The organism is Bradyrhizobium sp. UFLA01-814, from assembly GCF_046718885.1.
In the GTDB taxonomy this organism is placed as follows: Bacteria; Pseudomonadota; Alphaproteobacteria; order Rhizobiales; family Xanthobacteraceae; genus Bradyrhizobium; species Bradyrhizobium elkanii.
In genome coordinates this window covers 21,142-41,292 of sequence record NZ_JAQOSR010000002.1, presented here as the reverse complement: position 1 = coordinate 41,292, position 20,151 = coordinate 21,142, and the positions used below count along the sequence as shown (strand labels likewise).

General features: G+C 65.2%; 27 protein-coding genes and 1 riboswitch. Of the genes, 9 read left to right on the top strand and 18 right to left on the bottom strand.

The genetic code is table 11. The features are described from left to right. Positions 1-9 precede the first annotated feature (9 nt). Positions 10-327: a DUF2849 domain-containing protein gene (locus PMN64_RS00870; protein ID WP_028334721.1), complete on the bottom strand. Its 318-nt coding sequence runs from the start codon at positions 325-327 to the stop codon at positions 10-12. Further along, entirely contained in the window at positions 324-1,775 is a 1,452-nt protein-coding gene (gene cysG, locus PMN64_RS00865; RefSeq protein ID WP_411779269.1) for a siroheme synthase CysG, read from the bottom strand. Before cysG ends, PMN64_RS00870 begins: the two co-directional genes overlap by 4 nt. Before the next feature lie 247 nt (positions 1,776-2,022). Here cysG and cysD point away from each other — a divergent pair, with 247 nt between their 5' ends. The 3 genes from cysD (at position 2,023) to PMN64_RS00850 (ending at position 7,109) form a co-directional block, all read left to right on the top strand. Beyond that, positions 2,023-2,817 (top strand): sulfate adenylyltransferase subunit CysD, encoded by a 795-nt coding sequence (cysD, locus tag PMN64_RS00860; RefSeq protein WP_155258612.1) that lies wholly within the window; start codon positions 2,023-2,025, stop codon positions 2,815-2,817. A 63-nt stretch (positions 2,818-2,880) separates the two neighbouring features. Next, positions 2,881-4,800 carry an adenylyl-sulfate kinase gene (gene cysC / locus PMN64_RS00855; protein ID WP_411779267.1) on the top strand — a complete coding sequence of 640 codons (1,920 nt, stop codon included), beginning with the start codon at positions 2,881-2,883 and terminating at the stop codon, positions 4,798-4,800. Positions 4,801-4,946: 146 nt separating this feature from the next. After that, positions 4,947-7,109 (top strand): malate synthase G, encoded by a 2,163-nt coding sequence (locus PMN64_RS00850; protein ID WP_411779266.1) that lies wholly within the window; start codon positions 4,947-4,949, stop codon positions 7,107-7,109. Positions 7,110-7,574: 465 nt separating this feature from the next. Here PMN64_RS00850 and PMN64_RS00845 read toward each other — a convergent pair whose 3' ends face one another. From PMN64_RS00845 to PMN64_RS00835, 3 genes are all read right to left on the bottom strand, one after another. Beyond that, positions 7,575-7,730, bottom strand: coding sequence for a Thivi_2564 family membrane protein (locus PMN64_RS00845; RefSeq protein WP_085970696.1), 156 nt, complete (start codon positions 7,728-7,730; stop codon positions 7,575-7,577). Between the two features lie 112 nt (positions 7,731-7,842). Continuing rightward, positions 7,843-8,475: a DUF2865 domain-containing protein gene (locus PMN64_RS00840; RefSeq protein WP_411779265.1), complete on the bottom strand. Its 633-nt coding sequence runs from the start codon at positions 8,473-8,475 to the stop codon at positions 7,843-7,845. Positions 8,476-8,761: 286 nt separating this feature from the next. Next, positions 8,762-9,592 (bottom strand): L,D-transpeptidase, encoded by an 831-nt coding sequence (locus PMN64_RS00835; protein ID WP_411779263.1) that lies wholly within the window; start codon positions 9,590-9,592, stop codon positions 8,762-8,764. Positions 9,593-9,819: 227 nt separating this feature from the next. Between PMN64_RS00835 and PMN64_RS00830 the strand changes: the two genes are divergently transcribed. The 3 genes from PMN64_RS00830 to PMN64_RS00820 all read left to right on the top strand — a co-directional run bounded on the left by PMN64_RS00830 (position 9,820) and on the right by PMN64_RS00820 (position 11,975). Continuing rightward, complete coding sequence (locus PMN64_RS00830; protein ID WP_028342252.1) at positions 9,820-10,932, top strand: AI-2E family transporter; 1,113 nt, start codon at positions 9,820-9,822, stop codon at positions 10,930-10,932. A 76-nt stretch (positions 10,933-11,008) separates the two neighbouring features. After that, a complete protein-coding gene (locus PMN64_RS00825) occupies positions 11,009-11,380 on the top strand; it encodes a YqjD family protein (RefSeq protein WP_016842979.1) in 372 nt (123 codons plus the stop codon). A gap of 154 nt (positions 11,381-11,534) precedes the next feature. After that, positions 11,535-11,975 (top strand): hypothetical protein, encoded by a 441-nt coding sequence (locus PMN64_RS00820; RefSeq protein WP_411779261.1) that lies wholly within the window; start codon positions 11,535-11,537, stop codon positions 11,973-11,975. Between the two features lie 165 nt (positions 11,976-12,140). On the opposite strand, the gene PMN64_RS00815 is transcribed toward PMN64_RS00820, so the two are convergent. From PMN64_RS00815 to PMN64_RS00790, 6 genes are all read right to left on the bottom strand, one after another. Then, positions 12,141-12,533, bottom strand: coding sequence for a hypothetical protein (locus PMN64_RS00815; RefSeq protein ID WP_411779260.1), 393 nt, complete (start codon positions 12,531-12,533; stop codon positions 12,141-12,143). A 351-nt stretch (positions 12,534-12,884) separates the two neighbouring features. Further along, entirely contained in the window at positions 12,885-13,058 is a 174-nt protein-coding gene (locus PMN64_RS00810) for a hypothetical protein (RefSeq protein WP_196238193.1), read from the bottom strand. Positions 13,059-13,192: 134 nt separating this feature from the next. Beyond that, positions 13,193-13,375 carry a hypothetical protein gene (locus PMN64_RS00805; RefSeq protein WP_016842983.1) on the bottom strand — a complete coding sequence of 61 codons (183 nt, stop codon included), beginning with the start codon at positions 13,373-13,375 and terminating at the stop codon, positions 13,193-13,195. Positions 13,376-13,458: 83 nt separating this feature from the next. Continuing rightward, on the bottom strand, positions 13,459-14,385 hold the full coding sequence (locus tag PMN64_RS00800) for a DMT family transporter (RefSeq protein WP_411779259.1): 927 nt from the start codon (positions 14,383-14,385) through the stop codon (positions 13,459-13,461). Positions 14,386-14,428: 43 nt separating this feature from the next. Then, complete coding sequence (locus PMN64_RS00795; RefSeq protein WP_310883142.1) at positions 14,429-15,109, bottom strand: transglutaminase family protein; 681 nt, start codon at positions 15,107-15,109, stop codon at positions 14,429-14,431. A 166-nt stretch (positions 15,110-15,275) separates the two neighbouring features. Further along, positions 15,276-15,497: a hypothetical protein gene (locus PMN64_RS00790; RefSeq protein ID WP_016844392.1), complete on the bottom strand. Its 222-nt coding sequence runs from the start codon at positions 15,495-15,497 to the stop codon at positions 15,276-15,278. Positions 15,498-15,694: 197 nt separating this feature from the next. Between PMN64_RS00790 and PMN64_RS00785 the strand changes: the two genes are divergently transcribed. Next, complete coding sequence (locus tag PMN64_RS00785; RefSeq protein ID WP_411779258.1) at positions 15,695-15,949, top strand: hypothetical protein; 255 nt, start codon at positions 15,695-15,697, stop codon at positions 15,947-15,949. Between the two features lie 166 nt (positions 15,950-16,115). On the opposite strand, the gene crcB is transcribed toward PMN64_RS00785, so the two are convergent. After that, entirely contained in the window at positions 16,116-16,502 is a 387-nt protein-coding gene (crcB, locus tag PMN64_RS00780) for a fluoride efflux transporter CrcB (RefSeq protein WP_411779257.1), read from the bottom strand. Next, entirely contained in the window at positions 16,499-16,672 is a 174-nt protein-coding gene (locus tag PMN64_RS00775) for a hypothetical protein (protein ID WP_155258614.1), read from the bottom strand. Before PMN64_RS00775 ends, crcB begins: the two co-directional genes overlap by 4 nt. Positions 16,673-16,740: 68 nt before the next feature. Further along, positions 16,741-16,801, bottom strand: a riboswitch (Fluoride riboswitch). Between the two features lie 145 nt (positions 16,802-16,946). Here PMN64_RS00775 and PMN64_RS00770 point away from each other — a divergent pair. After that, on the top strand, positions 16,947-17,246 hold the full coding sequence (locus PMN64_RS00770; RefSeq protein ID WP_411779256.1) for an energy transducer TonB: 300 nt from the start codon (positions 16,947-16,949) through the stop codon (positions 17,244-17,246). Positions 17,247-17,432: 186 nt separating this feature from the next. Here the strand turns inward: PMN64_RS00770 and PMN64_RS00765 are convergent, their stop codons facing one another. Both PMN64_RS00765 and PMN64_RS00760 read right to left on the bottom strand, forming a co-directional pair. Further along, on the bottom strand, positions 17,433-17,555 hold the full coding sequence (locus tag PMN64_RS00765; RefSeq protein WP_411779254.1) for a hypothetical protein: 123 nt from the start codon (positions 17,553-17,555) through the stop codon (positions 17,433-17,435). A 37-nt stretch (positions 17,556-17,592) separates the two neighbouring features. Then, positions 17,593-17,769: a hypothetical protein gene (locus tag PMN64_RS00760; protein WP_196238195.1), complete on the bottom strand. Its 177-nt coding sequence runs from the start codon at positions 17,767-17,769 to the stop codon at positions 17,593-17,595. A 180-nt stretch (positions 17,770-17,949) separates the two neighbouring features. On the opposite strand from PMN64_RS00760, the gene PMN64_RS00755 reads away from it, so the two are divergent. Further along, positions 17,950-18,192 (top strand): hypothetical protein, encoded by a 243-nt coding sequence (locus PMN64_RS00755; RefSeq protein WP_304498479.1) that lies wholly within the window; start codon positions 17,950-17,952, stop codon positions 18,190-18,192. A gap of 25 nt (positions 18,193-18,217) precedes the next feature. Here the strand turns inward: PMN64_RS00755 and PMN64_RS00750 are convergent, their stop codons facing one another. The 3 genes from PMN64_RS00750 to PMN64_RS00740 form a co-directional block, all read right to left on the bottom strand. Then, on the bottom strand, positions 18,218-18,358 hold the full coding sequence (locus PMN64_RS00750) for a hypothetical protein (RefSeq protein ID WP_411779253.1): 141 nt from the start codon (positions 18,356-18,358) through the stop codon (positions 18,218-18,220). A 57-nt stretch (positions 18,359-18,415) separates the two neighbouring features. Then, positions 18,416-19,297, bottom strand: a complete 882-nt coding sequence (locus PMN64_RS00745) for a DMT family transporter (protein ID WP_411779252.1) — start codon at positions 19,295-19,297, stop codon at positions 18,416-18,418. Positions 19,298-19,421: 124 nt separating this feature from the next. After that, a complete protein-coding gene (locus PMN64_RS00740; protein ID WP_411779251.1) occupies positions 19,422-20,144 on the bottom strand; it encodes a TetR/AcrR family transcriptional regulator in 723 nt (240 codons plus the stop codon). Positions 20,145-20,151: the final 7 nt, after the last annotated feature.

Sequence of the window (20,151 nt, the reverse complement as noted above, 5' to 3'; positions counted from 1 at the left end):
GGATGAGCCTTACGCCGGCACCTGGAGATCGATCGTGACGCCCTTGGCGCGGATGTGTTCGCGAAGATTGCCCGGCTTGAGCTTGCCGCCGTCCTTGAGCTCGACCGGCGCGATGTAGGGGCCGACCGCGCCGACGTCGTCGGCGGTGGCTTCGGCCAGCAATGCGCGCGCATCGTCGGAGGTGCTGACGACAGCGGAATCGGACAGTTCGGTGGACCAGCCTTGCTTGGCGGTTCGGTACACCACGGCACCATCCCAGGTGCGGTTGGCGGTCACCACCGAGGGGCCCGTGATCCTGATTTTCTTCTGTTCAAGCGGAGAGGTCATTCGGCAGCTTTCAACAGTTCGGAGAACATCTGGTTGGAGAAGAGTTGGGTGACGTTGGACCGGCTCCACGGCGCGGAATGCGCGACCACGTCGCCGATAATGAGAATGGCGGGACCGCCATCGACCTCTTTGACGAGTTCGGGCAGCCGCGCCAGCGTGCCGACCGCGGCCTTGGCATCCGGCCGCGTCACGCGCGCGAACACGCCGACCGGCGTCTCCGGCGAGCGGCCTGCGGCAAGCATGCCTTCGCGGATCGAGGGCGCCGCGGTCATGCCCATATAGACGACGACGGTCATCTTCTTGTCTGTCAGCACCGACCAGTCGACGACCTCGGCATCGCGCGCCTTGTGCGCGGTGAGGAAGGTGATGCGCAGCGCCTCGTGCCTGAAGGTCAGCGGCACTTCGAATTGCGCGGCCGCGCCCAGACCGGCCGAGACGCCCGGAATGATGGAATAAGCGACGCCGGCATCGCGCAGCGCCTCGATCTCCTCGCCGCCGCGGCCGAAGATAAAAGGATCGCCGCCCTTCAGCCGCACCGCGCGCTGGCCCGACTGCGCGGCCTCGATCATCAATGCATTGATGGCGTCCTGGCCGATGCCGGGCTTGCCGACACGGCGGCCGACCGGGATCCGCGTGGCATCACGCCGGATGCGGTCGAGAATTTCCGGCGACACCAACTCGTCATAGAACACGACGTCGGCATCCTGTAGCGCGCGCAACGCCTTCACCGTGAGCAGATCCGGATCGCCGGGACCGGCGCCGACCAGCGTCACATGACCGATGGCTTTGCCTTCAGCGCTCGCGCCGGCGAATGCGGCGGGATCGGTGATCGCGTTCAGCGCCCGCTCGGCCTCGTCCTTGCGGCCGGCCAGCACCAGTGCGCCGATCGGGCCGTCGACGATGCGCTCCCAGAAGCGGCGGCGCAGCGGAAACTCTTCGATGCGGGCATGGATCGATTTGCGGACGCCGCCGATGAAGCCGGCGAGATCGCCGATCCGCGCCGGCAGCACCGCCTCGATCTTCTCGCGGATGCGGCGCGCCACCACCGGCGACGTACCGCCGGTGCCGACCGCGACCACGACATCGCCGCGATCGACGATCGCCGGCATGATGAAGGTGGAATGCACGAGGTCGTCCATCACATTGACCGGCAGGCCGATCGCTTTGGCGCGCACCGACATCGCAACACCGATCTCGCCGGCGCCGGCACAGAGGACGGCGATGACATCGGAGAGATCGGCGGCGAGCGGATCGCCTTCGGCGCGCTCGATCCGCGCGGTGTCCTCCGCCGCGAGACCGGCAATGTCATGATCGCCGTCGGTCGCGTACCAGCGCACTGCGGCGCCGGCGGCTGCGAGCAGCCGCAACTTGGCGCGCACGAGCTCGCCCGCTCCAACGAGCAGCACCTTGCCGCTTTGCAGATCCAGAAACACCGGCAGATATCGCATCAGACACTCGCTTCCCCAATTTGGGGGTTGACTGAAATTATTTTCTATTTATCTCTCGATCAAGCCCAGCAAAGAGAAAATTATTTCTTCTCTATTGCAGCGCAACTTTAGAATTTTCAACTCCACAGGCCAAGGCCAAGAGATGCATCTTCTCGACAACGAATCCGTCGCCGCCAAGACGCGGTCCGCAGCCCTTAGCAATGCATCTTCCGTGCCGGGGATTCCTGCCAATCAGCCCCCTCCGTCGATGGATCATCTCGACGAACTGGAGGCGCAGAGCATCTACATTTTGCGCGAGGCGTTCGCCCGGCTGAAGAAGCTCGCGCTGCTGTGGTCGCTCGGCAAGGATTCCAACGTGATGATCTGGCTGGCGCGCAAGGCGTTCTTCGGCCGCGTCCCGTTCCCGGCATTGCACGTCGACACCGGCAAGAAATTTCCGGAGATGTATGCGTTCCGCGACCGCTTCGGCAAGGAATGGGACCTCGACCTGCGCGTCGAGCCCTGCCCGCCGATCGACAGCGTCGACCCGACCCTGCCGCCGGCCGCGCGTTCCGCGGCGCGCAAGACCGAGGGGCTGAAGCTCGCACTCAATAAATTCGGCTTTGACGGACTGATCGCCGGCATCCGCCGCGACGAAGAGGCGACGCGCGCCAAGGAGCGCGTGTTCTCGCCGCGCGGCCTCGAAGGCGAATGGGATGTGCGCGACCAGCCGCCGGAGTTCTGGGACCAGTTCAACGCCTCGCCGCCGCCAGGCGCGCATTTGCGCATCCATCCGATCCTGCATTGGACCGAGGCCGACATCTGGGCCTACACCAAGCGCGAAGGCATTCCGATCATCCCGCTCTATCTCGCCAAGGACGGCAAGCGCTACCGCTCGCTGGGTGATGCCGACATCACCTTCCCGGTCGCCTCCACCGCCTCCAACATCGACGAGATTCTCACCGAGCTCGACGGCACCAAGGTCCCGGAGCGCGCCGGCCGCGCGCTCGACCACGAGACCGAGGATGCGTTCGAGCGGCTGCGCGTCGCCGGCTATCTCTGATCGACACTCGAAGCAACACCTGACTCCAAGCAACTTGGCTTCCCACTTCGTGCGAGCGTTCCGATGAACATGATCCTTCCCACCGCCTCGATCTCGGCAACGCCCAACGGCACGACGCGGCCGCAAGTGCGCATCGTCATCGTCGGCCATGTCGATCACGGCAAGTCGACGCTGGTCGGGCGCCTGTTGCATGAGACCGGCAGCCTGCCGGACGGCAAGCTGGAAATGCTGAAGGCGGTCAGCGCGCGGCGCGGCATGCCGTTCGAGTGGTCGTTCCTGCTCGATGCGTTGCAGACCGAGCGCGACCAGGGCATCACCATCGATACCACCCAGATCCGCTTTCGCACCCGCTCGCGCGACGTCGTGCTGATCGACGCGCCCGGCCACGCGGAGTTCTTGCGCAACATGATCACCGGCGCCTCGCAGGCCGACGGTGCGGTGCTGATCATCGATGCGCTGGAAGGCGTGCGCGACCAGACCAGGCGGCACGGTTATCTCCTGCATCTGCTCGGCGTGAAGCAGGTCGCGGTCGTGGTCAACAAGATGGACCGCGTCGAGTTCAGCGCCGATCGCTTCAAGGAGATCAGCGACGAGATTTCCGCGCATCTGATCGGCCTTGGCGTGACGCCTACGGCGGTGATCCCGATCTCGGCGCGCGACGGCGACGGCGTCGCCGAGCGCACGGCGCGGATCGACTGGTACCAGGGACCGACCGTGGTCGAGGCGCTCGATGCGCTCGAGCCGGCACGCCCGCTGGCCGAGCTGCCGCTACGGCTGCCGGTGCAGGCGATCTACAAGTTCGACGACCGCCGCATCGTGGCGGGCCGCATCGAGTCCGGCAGCCTGAAGGCCGGCGACGAGATCGTGATCATGCCGACCGGCAAGATCGCGCAGATCAAGACCGTCGAGAGCTGGCCGGTGACGCCGGTGGGCGCCGCGCAGGGCGCCGGGCGCTCGGTCGGCATCACGCTCGACCGCGAGCTGTTCCTCGAGCGCGGCGACATCATCGGACATTCCGGGCAGAGCCCGCGCGACACCCGCCGCATCCGCGCCCGGATCTTCTGGCTGCACGACAAGCCGCTGACCAAGGGCGAGCAGATCCTGATCCGGCTCGGCACCAAGGAAAGCCGCGCCACCGTGGTCGCGATCGAGAAGGCGGTCGATCCCGGCGCGCTGTCCAACGAAGAGAACACCGCGATCGCACGCAACCATGTCGGCGAGATCGACATCTCGCTGGCGCAGCCGGTTGCAACCGATCCCTACACCGACAATCCGCGCACCGGCCGTCTCGTGATCGAGGTCAACGGCCGTATCGCCGGCGGCGGCCTCGTGCTGTCGGTCGACGCCGGCCGGCCGGCGGTGCCGGTCGATATCGTGCCGGTGGAGTCCGCGCTGCGGCCGGACGAGCGCTCGGCGCGCTACCATCACAACGGCGCGGTGATCTGGCTGACCGGCCTGCCCGGCTCGGGCAAGTCGACCCTGGCGCGGGCGCTGGAGCGGCGCCTGTTCGGCAATGGCGGCTCGCCGATCCTGCTCGATGGCGACACGCTGCGGGCCGGGCTGAACGGCGATCTCGGCTTCTCGCCGCAGGACCGCGCCGAAAACATCCGCCGCCTCGCCGAAGTCGCGACCCATCTGGCGCGCAACGGCCATATCGCGATCGTCGCCGCGGTGTCGCCCGCGGCTGCCGACCGTGCGGTCGCACGTCGCATCGCCGACAGCGCGTTCCGTGAGATCTATGTCGCGACGCCGGCCGAGGTCTGCGAGACCCGCGACCCCAAGGGCCATTACGCCAAGGCCCGCTCCGGCGGATTGCCGTCTTTCACCGGCATCACCAATGACTACCAGCCGCCGACCGGCAATGAACTGACCATCGACACCTCGAACCGCTCGGTCAGCGATGCCACCGACGAGATCGAGCGGATGCTGGCCACGACCGGCATCCTGTTCGACGAACTGACCGACCTCGCGGCGAATATCTAGGCGGCATGGCCTCCTCCTCTGGGGGGCCTTCTCAGAACCGTGGCTTTAGGGCTAAAAGGGCCGTGAACGCGGCTCTTTGGCGCGTTTTTTGCTGATTTCTTCTGAAAACAGCCCCTAAACGCCCCGTTTCTTTGAGAAAGCCCATCATGACTCGTGTCGATGCCCATGGATTGAAGATCGCCCCTGTCCTGTTCGATTTCATCGCCAAGGAGGCGACACCGAAAACCGGGATCGCCCCGGATGCATTCTGGGCCGGACTTGCCGCCATCATCCAGAAGCTCGGACCGAAGAACCGCGAGCTGCTCGCGGTCCGCGACGCGCTGCAGGCCAAGATCGACGACTGGCATCGCGCCAACAAGGGCAAGGCGTTCGACATCAACGCCTACACCGCGTTCCTCAAGGACATCGGCTACCTGCTGCCCGAGCCCGCGACCCACAAGGTCGAGACCGCAAATGTCGACGAGGAAATCGGCAAGATCTGCGGCCCGCAGCTGGTGGTGCCGCTCACCAACGCCCGCTACGCACTGAACGCCGCCAACGCGCGCTGGGGTTCGCTGTACGACGCGTTCTACGGCACCGATGCGATCCCGCACGATCCGAGCGAGGCTGGCCGCGGTTACAACAAGGCCCGCGGCGACAAGGTGATCGCGAAGGCGAAGGCGTTCCTCGACGCCGCCGTGCCGCTTGCGACCGGAAGCCACACCGACGTGACCTCCTACGCCGTGATCGCGGGCCAGCTCTCGGTCAAGCTGAAGAGCGGCAATTCGACCGCGCTGAAGAACGCCGCCCAGTTCGCCGGCTATCAGGGCGACGCCGCCCAGCCTTCCGCGATCCTGCTCGTCAACAACGGCATGCATGTCGAGGTCAAGATCGACCGCAGCAACGCGATCGGCAAGGATGACCCGGCCGGCGTCGCCGACATGATCCTGGAATCGGCGGTCTCCACCATTCTCGACATGGAAGACTCGGTCGCCGCCGTCGACGCCGAGGACAAGGTGCTGGTCTATCGCAACACGCTCGGCCTGATGAACGGCACGCTGTCGGCCGATTTCGAGAAGGGCGGCAAGACGCTGACCCGTTCGCTCAATGCCGACCGCGTCTACAAGAAGCCCGACGGCAGCGAGCTGAAGCTGCACGGCCGCAGCCTGCTGCTGATGCGCAATGTCGGCCACCACATGTTCACCGACGCCGTGCTCGACGCCAAGGGTGAGGAAATCCCGGAAGGCATCCTGGATGCCGCGGTAGCCGGCCTGCTCGCGATCCACGACCTCAAGGGCAATTCCAAGGTCAAGAACAGCCGCACCGGCTCGGCCTATATCGTCAAGCCGAAGATGCACGGCCCCGACGAGGTGACGCTGACCTGCGACCTGTTCGCCGAGGTCGAGAAGATGCTCTCGCTACCCGAGAACACGCTGAAGGTCGGCATCATGGACGAGGAGCGCCGCACCACGGTCAACCTCAAGGCCTGCATCCAGCGCGCCTCCAAGCGCATCATGTTCATCAACACCGGCTTCCTCGACCGTACCGGCGACGAGATCCACACCTCGATGGAAGCGGGTCCGATGATCCGCAAGAACGACATGAAGGCGCAGCCGTGGATCAAGGCCTATGAGGACTGGAACGTCGACAACGGCCTGATCGACGGCCTGCCCGGCCATGCCCAGATCGGCAAGGGCATGTGGGCCGCGCCCGACAAGATGGCCGACATGCTGACACAGAAGATCGGTCATCCGCAGGCCGGTGCCACCACCGCCTGGGTGCCGTCGCCGACCGCGGCCACGCTGCACGCGTTGCACTATCACCAGGTCAACGTGATCGCCCGGCAGCAGGAGCTCGCCAAGGGCGGGCCGCGCGCAAAGCTGTCCGACATCCTCACCATTCCGGTGTCGCAGTCGAACTGGGCGCCCGACGACGTCAAGCAGGAGATCGACAACAACTGCCAGGGCATCCTGGGCTACGTCGTGCGCTGGATCGACCAGGGCGTCGGCTGCTCCAAGGTGCCCGACATCCACGATGTCGGCCTGATGGAAGACCGCGCCACGCTGCGCATCTCGAGCCAGCACCTCGCGAACTGGCTGCATCAGGGCGTCATCACCAGGGACCAGGTGATGGAGTCACTGAAGCGCATGGCCGTCGTCGTCGACGAGCAGAACGCCGGCGACAGTCTCTACAAGCCGATGGCGCCCGCGTTCAATGGCACCGCCTTCAAGGCCGCCTGCGACCTGATCTTCGAAGGCCGCGCGCAGCCGAACGGCTACACCGAATTCATCCTCACCGCGCGCCGCCGCGAGGCCAAGGCCGCGGGCTGATCCGCGAGCGATCGCAACGACTAAGCAAAGCCCCGGTGCGAGCCGGGGCTTTTTTGTTGGCGCCGCGAGCCCGCCGTCGCAGGAGCGCACTGCCAAAATATCGAAAACAACCCCATGCAAAGTAGCCGGACACGGCAACTTGACACGTCGGGCAAATCAGCGGCATTATTCCATTATTCCGAAATCGTGATGTGTGTCTGCGGCTCCTCCAACCCGTCGTCCCTGCCTAGTGCGCAGGGACCCATACGCCGCGGCGGGCTTATTGAAGGGACTCGTCGTTCCAGCATCGTCCAACAATTGGCATTTGTGGTTATGGGTCCCTGCTCCCGTGCGCAATTGCGCACTAGGCAGGGACGACGCTGAGGATGGTTCTCGATTCCAGGCGTCACACCACGCGGTGTCATCACCCCCACCGGATCTCGCCTTCGGCAGCGGACCGCTGTTTCGACCAAAAACCATCGCGCTCTAGAACACCGCCAGATATTTCAGCAGCGAGATAATGCCGATGATGATGACGACGGCGCGCGCAATCTGCTTGGCGCGGCCGTCGAGCGGCAGCATGTTGATGAGATAAAGAACGAGAATAACGACAAGGAAGGTGACGAGTACGCCGACGAGCATGCGAAGCCCCCTGATGGCATCGGTGAATGTGCTGTTCGCCCTTTGCTAACGTGCAGGAGGCAGGCCGGTTCCGCGCCAGGAACCGAAAGCGGCCGCCCGCGTGCGATCGACGCTACTCGCGCGCCAGCACCGCCGGCCGGCCATATTTGGCGCGGATGCGATCCGGCGCCGGCGTGAAGTTGAGCTGCGCGCCGCGCCGGTCCGGACGGCTCACCGACATCAGCCCGTCCTTGCCGGCAACGATGTCGCCCTTGCGCAAGGTCGGATCGTCCTCGATTTTCACCGCGGCGAGGCCGACAGAGTCCTTGCCGTTGCAGGTGCAGCCCGAGACCAGCTCGTCGCGATAGCGGAACGCGTTCGGCAGCTCGGAATACGGCTTGCCGTCTTCCGTCGCGGCGTTGTCGATATTGCCGCCATAGACCACTTCGGTTGCGCTCGCCGGGCAGAAGCTGTTGCAGCTTTCCGCCTTGCTCTGGTTGCCGGTCGCAGCAAGCGGGAAATAGCGGCCGTCGCAGGTCCGCACGCAATAGGCCTGGCCGACGTCATAGCGCAGACGGCGCTCGACCCGCGGCGCCATCGGCGCCGGGCCGTCGTCGAACGGCATCCGGATCACCGGCGGGCGGCCATGCATGAAGCCGCCGAACAGTTGCGAGAAAAAATCCTGAGCTTGCGCTGCAGGCGCAAGGGACAGGCCGAGCAATGCCGCCGTCCCGAACGCGCAGCGCCTTACGTGCCGTTTCACCATCACCGACCTCGGTACAATGCCGATCCCTAGGAGCCCCGTTCCGATTGAATCGGAACGGGCCTCTAGATTCTTGTTCTGACGCGTTTTCTTCACGCGAACCGGTATCCACTTCGCTCGAAAACGCTCTAGTGTCCCGAATCCGAAGTTCGCATCATTTGCCGCACCTTCGGAGCGAACTTCGGATTCGATAAGGACACTAGGAAACTTATGATTCTAGTGTGCTTTATGAATGCGAAGTTCGTGAAGGCGGCTGCCGCGAAATCGCACGAACTTCGCATTCAGCACACTAGTACAACGAGGAAGCCGTCGGGATGTTCATTGCCTGACGCCCGGAAGGCAGCGTCATCGCCGCGGGGCGCGGCCGCGCCGCGGCCGGCCGGACCGAGATCTGCGTCGTGGTCGGGCCGATCTCGCGCGCGGCGAGGTGCGGCGCGTTCTTCGGCAGCACCACGACCCTGGTGCCGACATCGACCCGGCTGAACAGGTCGGAAACGTCTTCATTGGTCAGGCGGATGCAGCCGGATGAGACGAACTTGCCGATCGTCGAGGGATCGTTGGTGCCGTGGATGCGGTATTCGCTGGACCCGAGATACATCGCGCGCGCACCGAGCGGGTTGCCCGGGCCGCCGGCCATGAAGCGCGGCAGATAAGGCTGGCGCCTGATCATCTCGGCCGGCGGATGCCAGTCCGGCCATTCCGCCTTGCGGCTGATCGTCTGTGTGCCGGCCCAGGTGAAGCCCTCGCGGCCGACGCCGACGCCGTAGCGGATCGCCCGGCCGCCACCGAGCACGTAATAGAGCGCGGTGTTGCCGGTATCGATGATGATGGTGCCGGGCGCCTCAGTCGTGTTGAGCGCGACGGTGGTCCGGCGCAGCCGCTCCGGCAGCGCGCCGTCCTCGCCGGCCCCACTCGAGGGGTCGTTCATCACCTCGTCGGCGGGAAATGCGCCCGGTTGCGTCGACGCATAGCCGAGCGCGGAAGAGCGGACCTGGGCGCTGGCCGCCGTGCTGACGACAAGCGGCGTCACCAACAGGACGCTGCCGATGGCAAGAATGCGGGCAAGGGTGCGCGCGGCGCGCGACGCAAGCCGGCGGCTGGAAACAGGCTGCTGTGTCATGTGCTGCCCCTGGACGGGATGCGCATCGTGGTGATGCGATGCCGGGCCAACGCGCATGGCCGCGAGTCAGTTCCGCCGCGAATCGTCGCGAGGTCGCGATTGTCAACCCGTCACGTCTCACGAAGCCGCGATGGAACTTTCTCCGCAGCGATCCGTTGTCATCGCGCAATTCGGCGCGCGGGGCGACCACGCGACGGGTTTGTTCGTCCTCACGCGGGAGGAGTTCGGTGCGCGCCTTTCCGAGTGAAGACCTGCTTGGCAATGCGCCCGAAGGCACGCCCGTCCCCGACAGCAAGATCGAACTGCCGCCGGTTGTCAGCCGCGCCGAGGCCGTCGCCTTCGCATTGATCGCCCTGCTGGTCATTGTCGTTGTGGCGGTGCTCTATCTCGCACGCGCCTTCTTCCTCCCGATCACCATGGCTTTCATCGTCGGCACCATGCTGTCGCCGGCGGCGAGCATGCTTGAACGCTATCGGATCCCGCGCGCGCTCGGCGCGGTCGTCATCGTGATCGCGGTCGGCGCCGCCGTCAGCTTCATGGTCGGGCTGATCGCCTCGCCGGTGATGGAGTGGAGTTCGCGGCTGCCCGAGCTCGGCGCGATCCTGAGGGAGAAGCTGCATGTGTTCGACCGGCCCCTCGCGCTGTGGCAGGAATTGCAGACCATGGTCGGCGGCTCCGATACGCTGGCCACGCTCCAGCTGCCGAAATTCGAGTGGGTGCAGCCGACGCTGGAATTCCTGTCGCCGACCTTCGCCGAATTCCTGCTGTTCATCGCGACCCTGATCCTTTTCATCGCAAGCTGGAAGGATCTGCGCCGCGCACTGGTGATGGCCTTCAGCGAACGCACGGCACGGCTGCGTACGCTGCGCATCCTCAACGAGGTCGAGACCCATCTCGGCAATTATCTGCTGACGGTGACCATGATCAATGTCGGCGTCGGCATCGTCACCGGCGCGATCTGCGCGATGACGGGCATGCCAACCCCGGCCGGGCTCGGTGCGCTCGCCGCGACGCTGAACTTCGTTCCGATCATCGGTCCGGTCGCGATGTTCGTCGTGCTGGTCGTGGTCGGCATCATCGCCTCGCCGACCATCGGCGCGGGGCTGATCGCGCCGGCTTGTTTTGCGGTCGTGACCTTCCTGGAAGGACATTTCGTGACGCCGACGATCGTCGGCCGCAGGCTGTCGCTGAATGCGCTCGCGGTCTTTCTGGCGCTGGCGTTCTGGACCTGGCTGTGGGGTCCGATGGGCGCCTTCCTGTCGTCGCCGCTCTTGATCGTGGCGCTGATCGTCAAGGAGCATTTGATGCCGGTCAATTCGCCGCAGCTGCCGGAAGACTAGCCCCGGTTTCGCATCGGGAACCATGCACCGCGCGGCGCGTTTTTGTACCAGCACGCAAGTTCTCCGGGAGCCTTCGATGTCGAGCACGGACAGCGCATTTGGGATCAAGAACATGACGGACAAAGCGACCTACGAACGCCTCGAAAAGGATGTCACCGCCGTGAAGAACGATATCGCCGCCCTCACCGAACAGATCACCGACGCGCTGAACTCGTTTGCCAACAACGCGGGCAAGCAGGCCCGCCGCCGCTACAAGGATGCGCGCGCCAGTGCGGAAGATACACTCGACGACATGTCGGAGCGCGGCAGCGCGATGATGGGCGCGGCGCAGGATGCCGCATCCTCGATCGAGGAATCGCTGGAAGATATGATCACGCAGCGGCCGCTGGCGACGGTCGGCCTTGCGCTCGGTCTCGGCTTCCTGATCGGCGTCACCTGGCGCCGCTAGGCAATCTGCGGTCTCCGGGGGATGAGCCCCATGGTGGCGATCATGCGAAAACCCCCGTTCTGGATGCGATGGCGGCGCTGGCGCGCCGCCGCCGCGTTTGTCGATGCGCTCTTCAGGGCGAGATTCAAGGCAAGAATCAGGGCAGGGCTGGTCGATGCTTCAGCGGCTGATCAATGACGTCAAGGATTCCACCGGCAACGCGCTGCGGCTGACGTCGCTGGCCGCGGCCACGGCGATCGCGCTGTTCATCACCATCGCCTTTCTGTGCGCGGCCGCCTTCGTCTACGTGCTGCAGCACTACGGGCCGGTGGAAGCGTGCCTCGCCGGCGCCGCGCTGTTCCTTGTCGTCACGGTGATCGCCGCCAGCGTCTACGTGGTGCGAAAGCGCGAGATGCGCCGCCGCGCCGAGAAGGCGGCAAAGGCCGCCGCGGCCAATGTGTTCGCCGATCCGGTGGTGGTCGCCACCGGCCTGCAGATCGTGCGGGCCATCGGCGTGAAGCGGCTGATCCCGCTCCTGGCGGTCGGCGGCCTCGCGCTCGGCCTGATGGCAAGCCGCAGCGCTGCCAGCAGCAGCGAGGCGGAGGAGGAGGAATAGCCTGCGTTGCCCGGTAAGGTGCAAACCGCAACCAACGATGTCATCGCCCGGCTTGACCGGGCGATCCAGTATTCCAGAGACGATTGTGATTGAGCCGATGGGCCGCGGCGTACTGGATCGCCCGGTCAAGCCGGGCGATGATATTAGACCGACTGGGCGCCCTGCTCAGGTCACGCAGCGGCCGGGCTGCAGTAGCTTGGCCACTTCGGTCAGCACGCTGACCACCGGCTCGCAGGCCACCTTGCGGGTGTCGCCGGGCCGTGCCCGAGCCGGCATTGCGGGGCGATGGCGCGCCTCTTCCTTGGCCACGGGGACGCGGACCAGCACCGACGTATCGGGAAGCCGCTCGACCTTCAGCGCAACGGTCCGGCTCGGCAGGCCGGTGACTGGAACCGTGGCACGGTCGGTCTTGGCGGCGCGATTGACGGCGCTCTCCGGCGCCAGTGCGGTGGTGACCTGCTGGCCGCCGATGAGATCGTGGCCCGATGCCAGCTGGACGGCGCCAAGCGTCAGCCCAGCCGCCAGCGCAGCGAAAATTCCCATCTGAATCTTTGACATGGTGATGTCCCTCGCCCCATGGAAATTCGCTCGACGATCCCTTGGCGATCCCGGACACAACGCGAACGAAACCCGCGGGGTTCTCGCGTCCGGCCATCACTTAACCGTGTACGAAAATATTTTCGCTTGCGCGGAACGACTCAGGGGGTCTGCGAGTCATTGGAAGAGCCGGTTATTCCCCCTGCCCCATTGACCGGCGACGTAGGGCGCGACCGTGGTGATGCCGGTCGCGCCCTGCTCTTTTTCTGGTGTGCCGCGAACGATGCGTCAGCCGGCCTGTCGCTCACCGGTCGCAATCGAAAACCTGAAACCAAAGGCCCGGTCCTCCCACGCGCGAGAGGACCGTCCGCGTCAGGCATTGTCGTTGGCTGGCATATCCTGGGATCGAACAACCGTCACTTCACGGCATGACGGGCAACGACCGACGTGAAACTTGATTCCGGTTGTCTGGTCGTCGACGAGCATCAATTCGCTCAAGGGCTCACCGCATTTGCAGGTGACCGTTTTCTGATCGGCAAAGTACATCTGACGTCCTCCATAAGCCTGGAGATTTCTCGTCTTCGGGGCGAGCTCGCTTGCGCCGTGCTCGCCCCCTCGCTTCCGCTCCTTCTCGTTCGGTCAGATCCGGCCATCCGGATGGTTGGTGTGGCTCCTGGCGCTTATTTCGAAGCGGATTGCGCCTTCCTTGACTCCGCGGCTTCGCGCGCCTGCCGCTCGGCCTTGAGGCGCTGGAAGTTGTCGTAGAACGCCTTCTCGTTGGCGCGATGCTCCTTCATCGCCTGCGATGCGTCTTGCTGGCGCTGCGCATCACGGTCCTTGCGCTGCTGGGGAGTAAGATTCATACGACCTCCGACTAAGCTCTTGAATCAACGCTGGATTCAACGCACGAGGCCGGAAAAGGTTGCACCTTGGAAGGGAACTGGGTCTATTTGCGCAGGCTCGCCCAGACGCCGCCGAGGATCAAAAGACCGCCAACCAGATGGATCAGCTTCGGCGGTTCGCCGAGGACGATCCAGGACAGGAAGGCGCTCGCGATCGGCGCGACGTAGAGCACCAGCGAGCTCCGCACCGAGCCGAACCGCGCGCCGAGCCAGGCGAACCCCGCATAGGCGATCAGGCCGGGCACGAGGCCGGCGAAGACATAGGCCTCGAACGCCCGGGTGTTGAACACCTCCGCCGGGATGGCCCACATCTCCTGGAGCGCCGGCGGCAGCGAGCACAGCGCGCCCGCCGCCGAGAACAGGCTGACCCGCGCCAGCAGCGAGGCGCGCGGCGCGACACGCGACTGCAGCAGTGTGTAGCCGGACCAGCCGAGCATCGCGCATACCACCAGGAGATCGCCCCAGGCCGCGCTCGATTGCGTCAGCGTTCCCAGATGACCGCCCGAGACGATCAAGAGCGCGCCGCCGAGCGCCAGCGCCGTGCCGAGCCATTGCAGCGGACCGATATGCTCGATGCCGAGCGCCGCCGAGATCAGCAGCACCATGATCGGCGACAGCGCGAAGATCAGCGCGATATGGATCGCCGTGGTCGTGATGCCGGCGATGTAGACCGGGGCGCCGCACCGGAACATGCCGAGGAAGCCGGCGGCGAGGATCGGCCAGAGGTTCTGCGCCAGCGGGATCTTGCCGTCGCGGATCGCTGCGATCGCAAACGGCGCGAGGCCGATGGCGATGAAGGTCCAGCGGAAGAAGGCCAGCGAAAACGGCGGCACCGAGCCGGCAAGCCCGCGCGCCAGAACCTGGTTGGAGGCCTGCCCGACCGCGACCAGGATGAAGCCGGTCAGCGCGACCGCGTCCTCCCAGCCTTTGGCGGGGCGGCTGACCTGCGCTTTCGGCAGCTCCGCATCCATCACACCGCCCCCTCAGCCGGCGCGCGATCGGCTCACACGTCCGCTACTGCTCGGCCGCCTCGCGCTCCATGTCGCGGCCGGCGAGATCCTCGCCCTGCATGTTGGCGTATTCGCGCGCCATTTCGCGCATCAGGAATTTGGCGGGGACGTCGTGATAGCTGCCGTGGTCGTTGACATACTGCATGTAGGCGCGCCCTTCGCCGTCGAAGGGATGCAGCAGCGCGTCGGCGTGGCCGTCGAAATCGAGCGGCTTGACGCCGAGCTTGGCGCACAGCGTGTCGTTGAAGGTCGGGGTCGCCTTGCGCCAGGCGCCGTCGACGAACACGTCGGTGAAGCCGTGCCAGGTGAACAGGTCCGAGCCCATGCTCTGGCGCAGCTTCTCGGTGGTGAGGTGGTTGCGCACATCGGCGAAGCCGACACGCGCCGGGATGCCGTGGACCCGGCAGGCAGCGGCATAGAGCGCCGCCTTGCCGACGCAGTAGCCATTGCCGGCGGCGAGCACGCTGGAGGCCCGGTAGCTCTCGGGCGAGCGCATGCTGACATAGGGGTTGTAGCGGATGCCGTCGCGCACCGCGGTGTAGAGCCGGCGCGCCTTGTCGCGCGCGCTGGCGTCAGACGGAACGGCGGCGCGGGCGAACGCCTCGACGGCGGGATGGTCGCTGTCGACATATTCGCCTGGGTCGGTGTAGAGGCGGCTGATCGTATCGGGGAGCTGCTCGGTCATGGCATAAGCTTAGCAAGCCATCTGCGCAGTTCAATGCAGCACGTGCGGCCCCGCCCGCAGCCCTGCCCCGCCGAAGCCTCGCACCGATTAAATCGAACGGGCTCTGGATTTTGGTTTTGACGCGTTTTCTTCACGCGAACCGGTGCCCACTTCGCTCGAAAACGCTCTAGTTCTCGAAGTGTTCGTCCAACCGCGGTGACGGGTAGCTGCGCCGCTTCGCCTTGAAATATTGGCGTGCGAAATGGATGCCGATCCCGATCAGGAACGGCGGCGCAAGCGCGGCCGCGATCATGAGCGCGGTGATCGATTTCGGCGTCACGATGTCCAGCACCATCGACGCCAGCAGCCACAGCGTGGCAGCAATCACCGCGACGTCGACGTGCTTCATTCCTTGGTCTTTCCCTTGGTTCCTGGCTACCATTCGGGTTCCATCCTACCGGCTGGTCCCGGACGCGCCAAGGATTCCGGGCGGCAGACGGTACCTCCGGCCCTTCACTTTTTTGGAACGGCGCTTGTTTGGAACGGCGCCTGCGCGGGCCACGTTTATCCAGATCAGAGCTTGATCAACCGAGTTCGGAGGCCGCGATGGGCAACTCCAGTGACATCCACAGCGGCGTCGACCGTCCCGCCAGCCGGAACGGCGTCAACGATCCCGTCGGCGGGGTCGATGTGAAGCGAACCTTCAACGACAACCAGACGCCGCACGAACGCGCGCAATGGGCCGCCGATGTGCGTGCCGACCCCTCGCCTCGGCGGGACGAACCGTTCCTGCCCGAAGCGCTACGACGGCCGCCGACCGCACCGCTCAATCCACGCACCGGCCGCCGTGCGACTGATTAGCGCCTAGCGGGACCGGTATATCCATTCGTCAATTTCGCCCCGTCATCCTGAGGTGCGAGCGAAGCGAGCCTCGAAGGATGTACGGCCACTAGCCTGGCCGTGCATCCTTCGAGACGCGCGTTCCGCGCTCCTCAGGATGACGGAACAGCGACCGCTTAGCTGACCATCAAGTCGTGAACGCCCGCACCAGCAGCAGGCCGCCGAACAGCGCGAGAATCGAAAGCGCAACGGAGGCTGCCATGTAGGCGCCGGCCGGCCATAGCTCGCCGCGCTGCATCAACACGATCGCATCGAGCGAGAAGGTCGAGAAGGTGGTGAAGCCGCCGCAAATGCCGACGGTGAGAAACACCCGCATCGCCTGGCTGGCGTTCCAGCTCAGCGCGAACGCCTCCGCGAAGACGCCGATCAGGAACGAGCCCGCGATATTGATCACCAGCGTGCCCCAGGGAAATTCCGCGCCGACCAGGCGCCCCGCGCCGATCGCCACCAGATAGCGCGCGACCGATCCCAGCGAACCGCCGATCGCGACCGCCGCCAACAACTGAACGTTCAATGCTCCGCCTTTCCGGCCCGCCATTCGACGAAGCCCGCCAGCACCCCAAACACGAAGGCCGCGGCAACCAGCTCGCCCGGCGCGTCGACCAGCAAGGCGACGACACCGACGAGCCAGATCGACCCGACCAGCGACAATGCGATTGAGAGTGAACCAGGAAGACCCGTCATGCGCTGTCCCTTCTCATTCGCGGGACACGGCGGGTCGGCGGTGGCACATGCTCCTACCGACGCTGTCGCGCCCGGTAGGAGTCATCAGCCTCGCGGCGGTTATCGGGGGACTCCATCCCCATCAACGTGGCGATGCTACGGTGCATGGCGGATGCGGGCAAGATGTTTTCAGGAGCTTGATTGATCTCCGGCGCATAACGAGTTGCACGACTTGCAATCAACCAAAGCGCGAATAGAATGAACTGCAGATTATCAAAGTGGACCAACTCGCTAGATGTTGCGACGGCTCGTTGTTTGTATTGCTTTGCTCGTTGCTGCCACAGCTCCCGCAATCGCTGAGGACAGTGCAGCCCCGCAGGTCGCCCCTTCAGTCGTGGCATGGAAGCAGGATATCTCCATCCGTCTGCGCCTGGCCCGGCGTTATCCACCGACACTCGCGCGTGGGCAGGGTGGCACCGCCACAGTCGCCTTCAGGATCGACCGCGCAGGTCATCTCGTGTCGAGTTGGCTTATCGAGAGCAGCGGCATCCCTGTGATAGACGCAGAGGCATTGGCAATCGTCGAACGGGCTTAACCCTTTGCTGCGCTGCCCGCGGATGTGAGGGACGATACTGCCGTTCTGACCGTGCCATTCAATTTCGGAGCGATGCCGGCGCCCTCCTTCACGGAAAGCAATCCGGTTCCGCCGCGGGACGATCCCGCCCTCAAGGCAAAGCTGAATTTCAATCTGCCGCGGATGCTGAGCGACCCGCGTGGCCGCTCACGCCTGTTGCGACAGCATCGCGTTCAGCTCAACGGCCGTTCGCAGTTGCTCGATGCGCGCGACAATCTGCTCGCGTTCGACACCACGCGGCAATTGAGCGAGCAGGCTTTCAAGTCGCACGCGATGTTCCTCGAGGCGCTGCTCGAATGTGTGGGGTTCAGATCGCTTCCGCTTTTGAATCGTCCTCTGCATTATCGACCTTTGGCGGTTGAAGACCGGGGCTGTTGGCCCAGCGGTCCAGTTGCTCAATCACTTTCGCGTGGCTCGGGCGCCGCGGTTTCGGGGCCTCCGGCTCATCGGACAGCTTGCGGGGAAGCTTGACTTGGTTGGCCATGGGCATCTCTCCAGCGACATAACGAGACGGGTGGCCGGATCGTTCCCAAATTTTTTATCTAAGTTATTGATTTCATTTGTTAATTATACTCAATCAGCGTTTTTGTCTCAACCGGAGGAACCGCACGCGAGTTTGGCGGTTTAGCAAATTACTCAACAAGCTAAGTCTGGGTGTTTTGCGATGAATGAGCTTCGCGCTGAACGGCTTCAGGTCATGCTGTCGCCAGAGGAGTTGGCAGCCCTCGACGATTTCCGGTTCAAGCACCGCATGCCGACCCGCGCTGCGGCGGTCCGCGAGCTGCTCAAGCTCGGTCTGGCCGGCATTGGCACCGACGGGGCGGCAGGAGTGAAATCGAGCGATTATGGGGTGTTCGACCGGGGGCCCGATGGGCACACCCAGAGCGACGCGCCGCAGGAGGAATGACGGCGCGTTGGCAGCATGGTGGCGATCAACCGGCGGCGAACAGGTCCACAATCGCCTTCAGGCTGCACACCACGAGGGCCGACGTGAACGTCGCCGTGCCGAGATCCGCGAGATAAAGCAGTTGCGCCCTCTGCTCAGCATCAAGCCGCGCGATCGCTTTGCGCATGGCCAAGCTCCCTTTTCGGGAGAACGCAATGCGCCGATGTCCGTTCCCTGCCTCGCATCAGGCCCGCTGCAGCGCCAGCGTCACGCCGCCGAGCGTCAGTGCCATGGCGCCGATCTCGCGGAGCCCCAGCGGTTCACCAAGAATGATCGCGGCCGACACCACGCCGATGACCGGCACCAGAAGCATGCCCGTTGACGCCGATGTCGGCGGCAGGCGGCGCAGCGTCTCGAACCAGGTGAGATAGCAGATGCCCATCGGCATCAGCGTCATGTAGGCAAAGCAACCGAGGCCGAGCGGCGTGATCGCGGCATAGTTCGGATGCTCGAAGAAAATGCCGAGCAGGAGCATCACGAGACAGCCGATGCCGACCTGCCAGGCCACCACCGCGAGCGGCGGCATCGGCAGCGGCTTGCGATTCAGCACGTTGCCGAGCGCGAACAGGATGGCGCAGGCGAGCGCCAGCGCGATACCGGTCAGCTTGTCGGCGCTGAACGCAAAGCCATTGCCGCCAAGCAAGAGCGCAACGCCGGCGACGCCGAGCACCAGCGCCGCAAGATCCCGCAGCGTCGGGCGGCTGTGCAGCACCGGCCATGCGAACAGCATCGCCCAGATCGGCATCGTGTAGGCGAGCAGCGCGCCCTCGCCGACCGTGACGAATTTCATCGCGATGGTGCCAAAGCCCATCCAGGCGAAGACATTGGTGAAGGAGGCAAACAGCAGCCGCGGCACCGCCTCGCGCGGCACGGCGAGCGACTGGCCGCGGGCCAGCGCCAGCGTTGCCAGGATCACCGCCGCGCAGGTGCCGGCAAGCCCACGGGCGAACAGCGGCGGCCATTGCTGCAGCAACAGCTTCATCAGCGGCCAGTTCAGGGCCCAGCCGAACGCCGTCACCACCAGGCAGAGAAAGCCCACCGTTCTATCGCGCTGCGTCGTATCCATGGGCCGCGCTTAGCAGGCGAAGGCGCGGGATTCCACATCGCTTCGCGTATGAGGGGCGCGTCGCGTATGCGGGGCCGCGTGGCACGCGCGAATAACCGGGCGACGACCTTCGTATACCCTTCCGTCAGGCGAAGGTGCCGATCGTGACCCGTGGCCAGCCGTCGCTTTTCCGCGCGGCGGCAAGCCTGGCCGTCCAGGCATCGATCAGGCTTGCGATGAGCAGGCGGCCGGTGCCGCGCATGTCGGGCAGTTTCATGGTCGGCGTGCCGAGCGTGAGCGCGACCACGCCGTGGGTCGCCGCCAGCAGCGCGGTCGCGAGCCGCTGCGGCAGGCCAGGCGCCGGCTCGGCGCCATGTGCCGCCAGAAATTCCCGCACTGAGATCACGAACAATTCGTAGCTTCGGCGCGCGATCTCGGTCTCGCCGAAATAGACGCCGTCGGGAAATCGGCGGTCCTCGATCGTACCGGACATCGAGAACAGCGAGCGGAAGTGATCGGGATTGTCGGCCCAGTAATCGAGATAGGTTTCCATCACGCGCCGCAGCCGCAGCTCGCTGTCGGCCGTCTCCGCGCGGACCCGCTCGAGGCGTTCAGCCACCGCCTCGAGGTTCTGTTGCTTCACCGCGAGCAGCAGCAGCAGCTTGGTCGGGTAATATTTGAGGACGGTGCCCTTCGAGTAGCCGATCGCGTCGGCGATCTTCTGGATCGATACGGTCTCCAGCGTGCCGGCGGCGAACTCCTTGCGCGCGGTTTCCAGGATCAGCGCCTTCAGCGCCTCCTTGTCGGCCTCCTGGCGCGCCCTGCGCTGAAAGCGCCGTGCGCCTTTGGCTCGCTCCACGATCGACATCCCCATC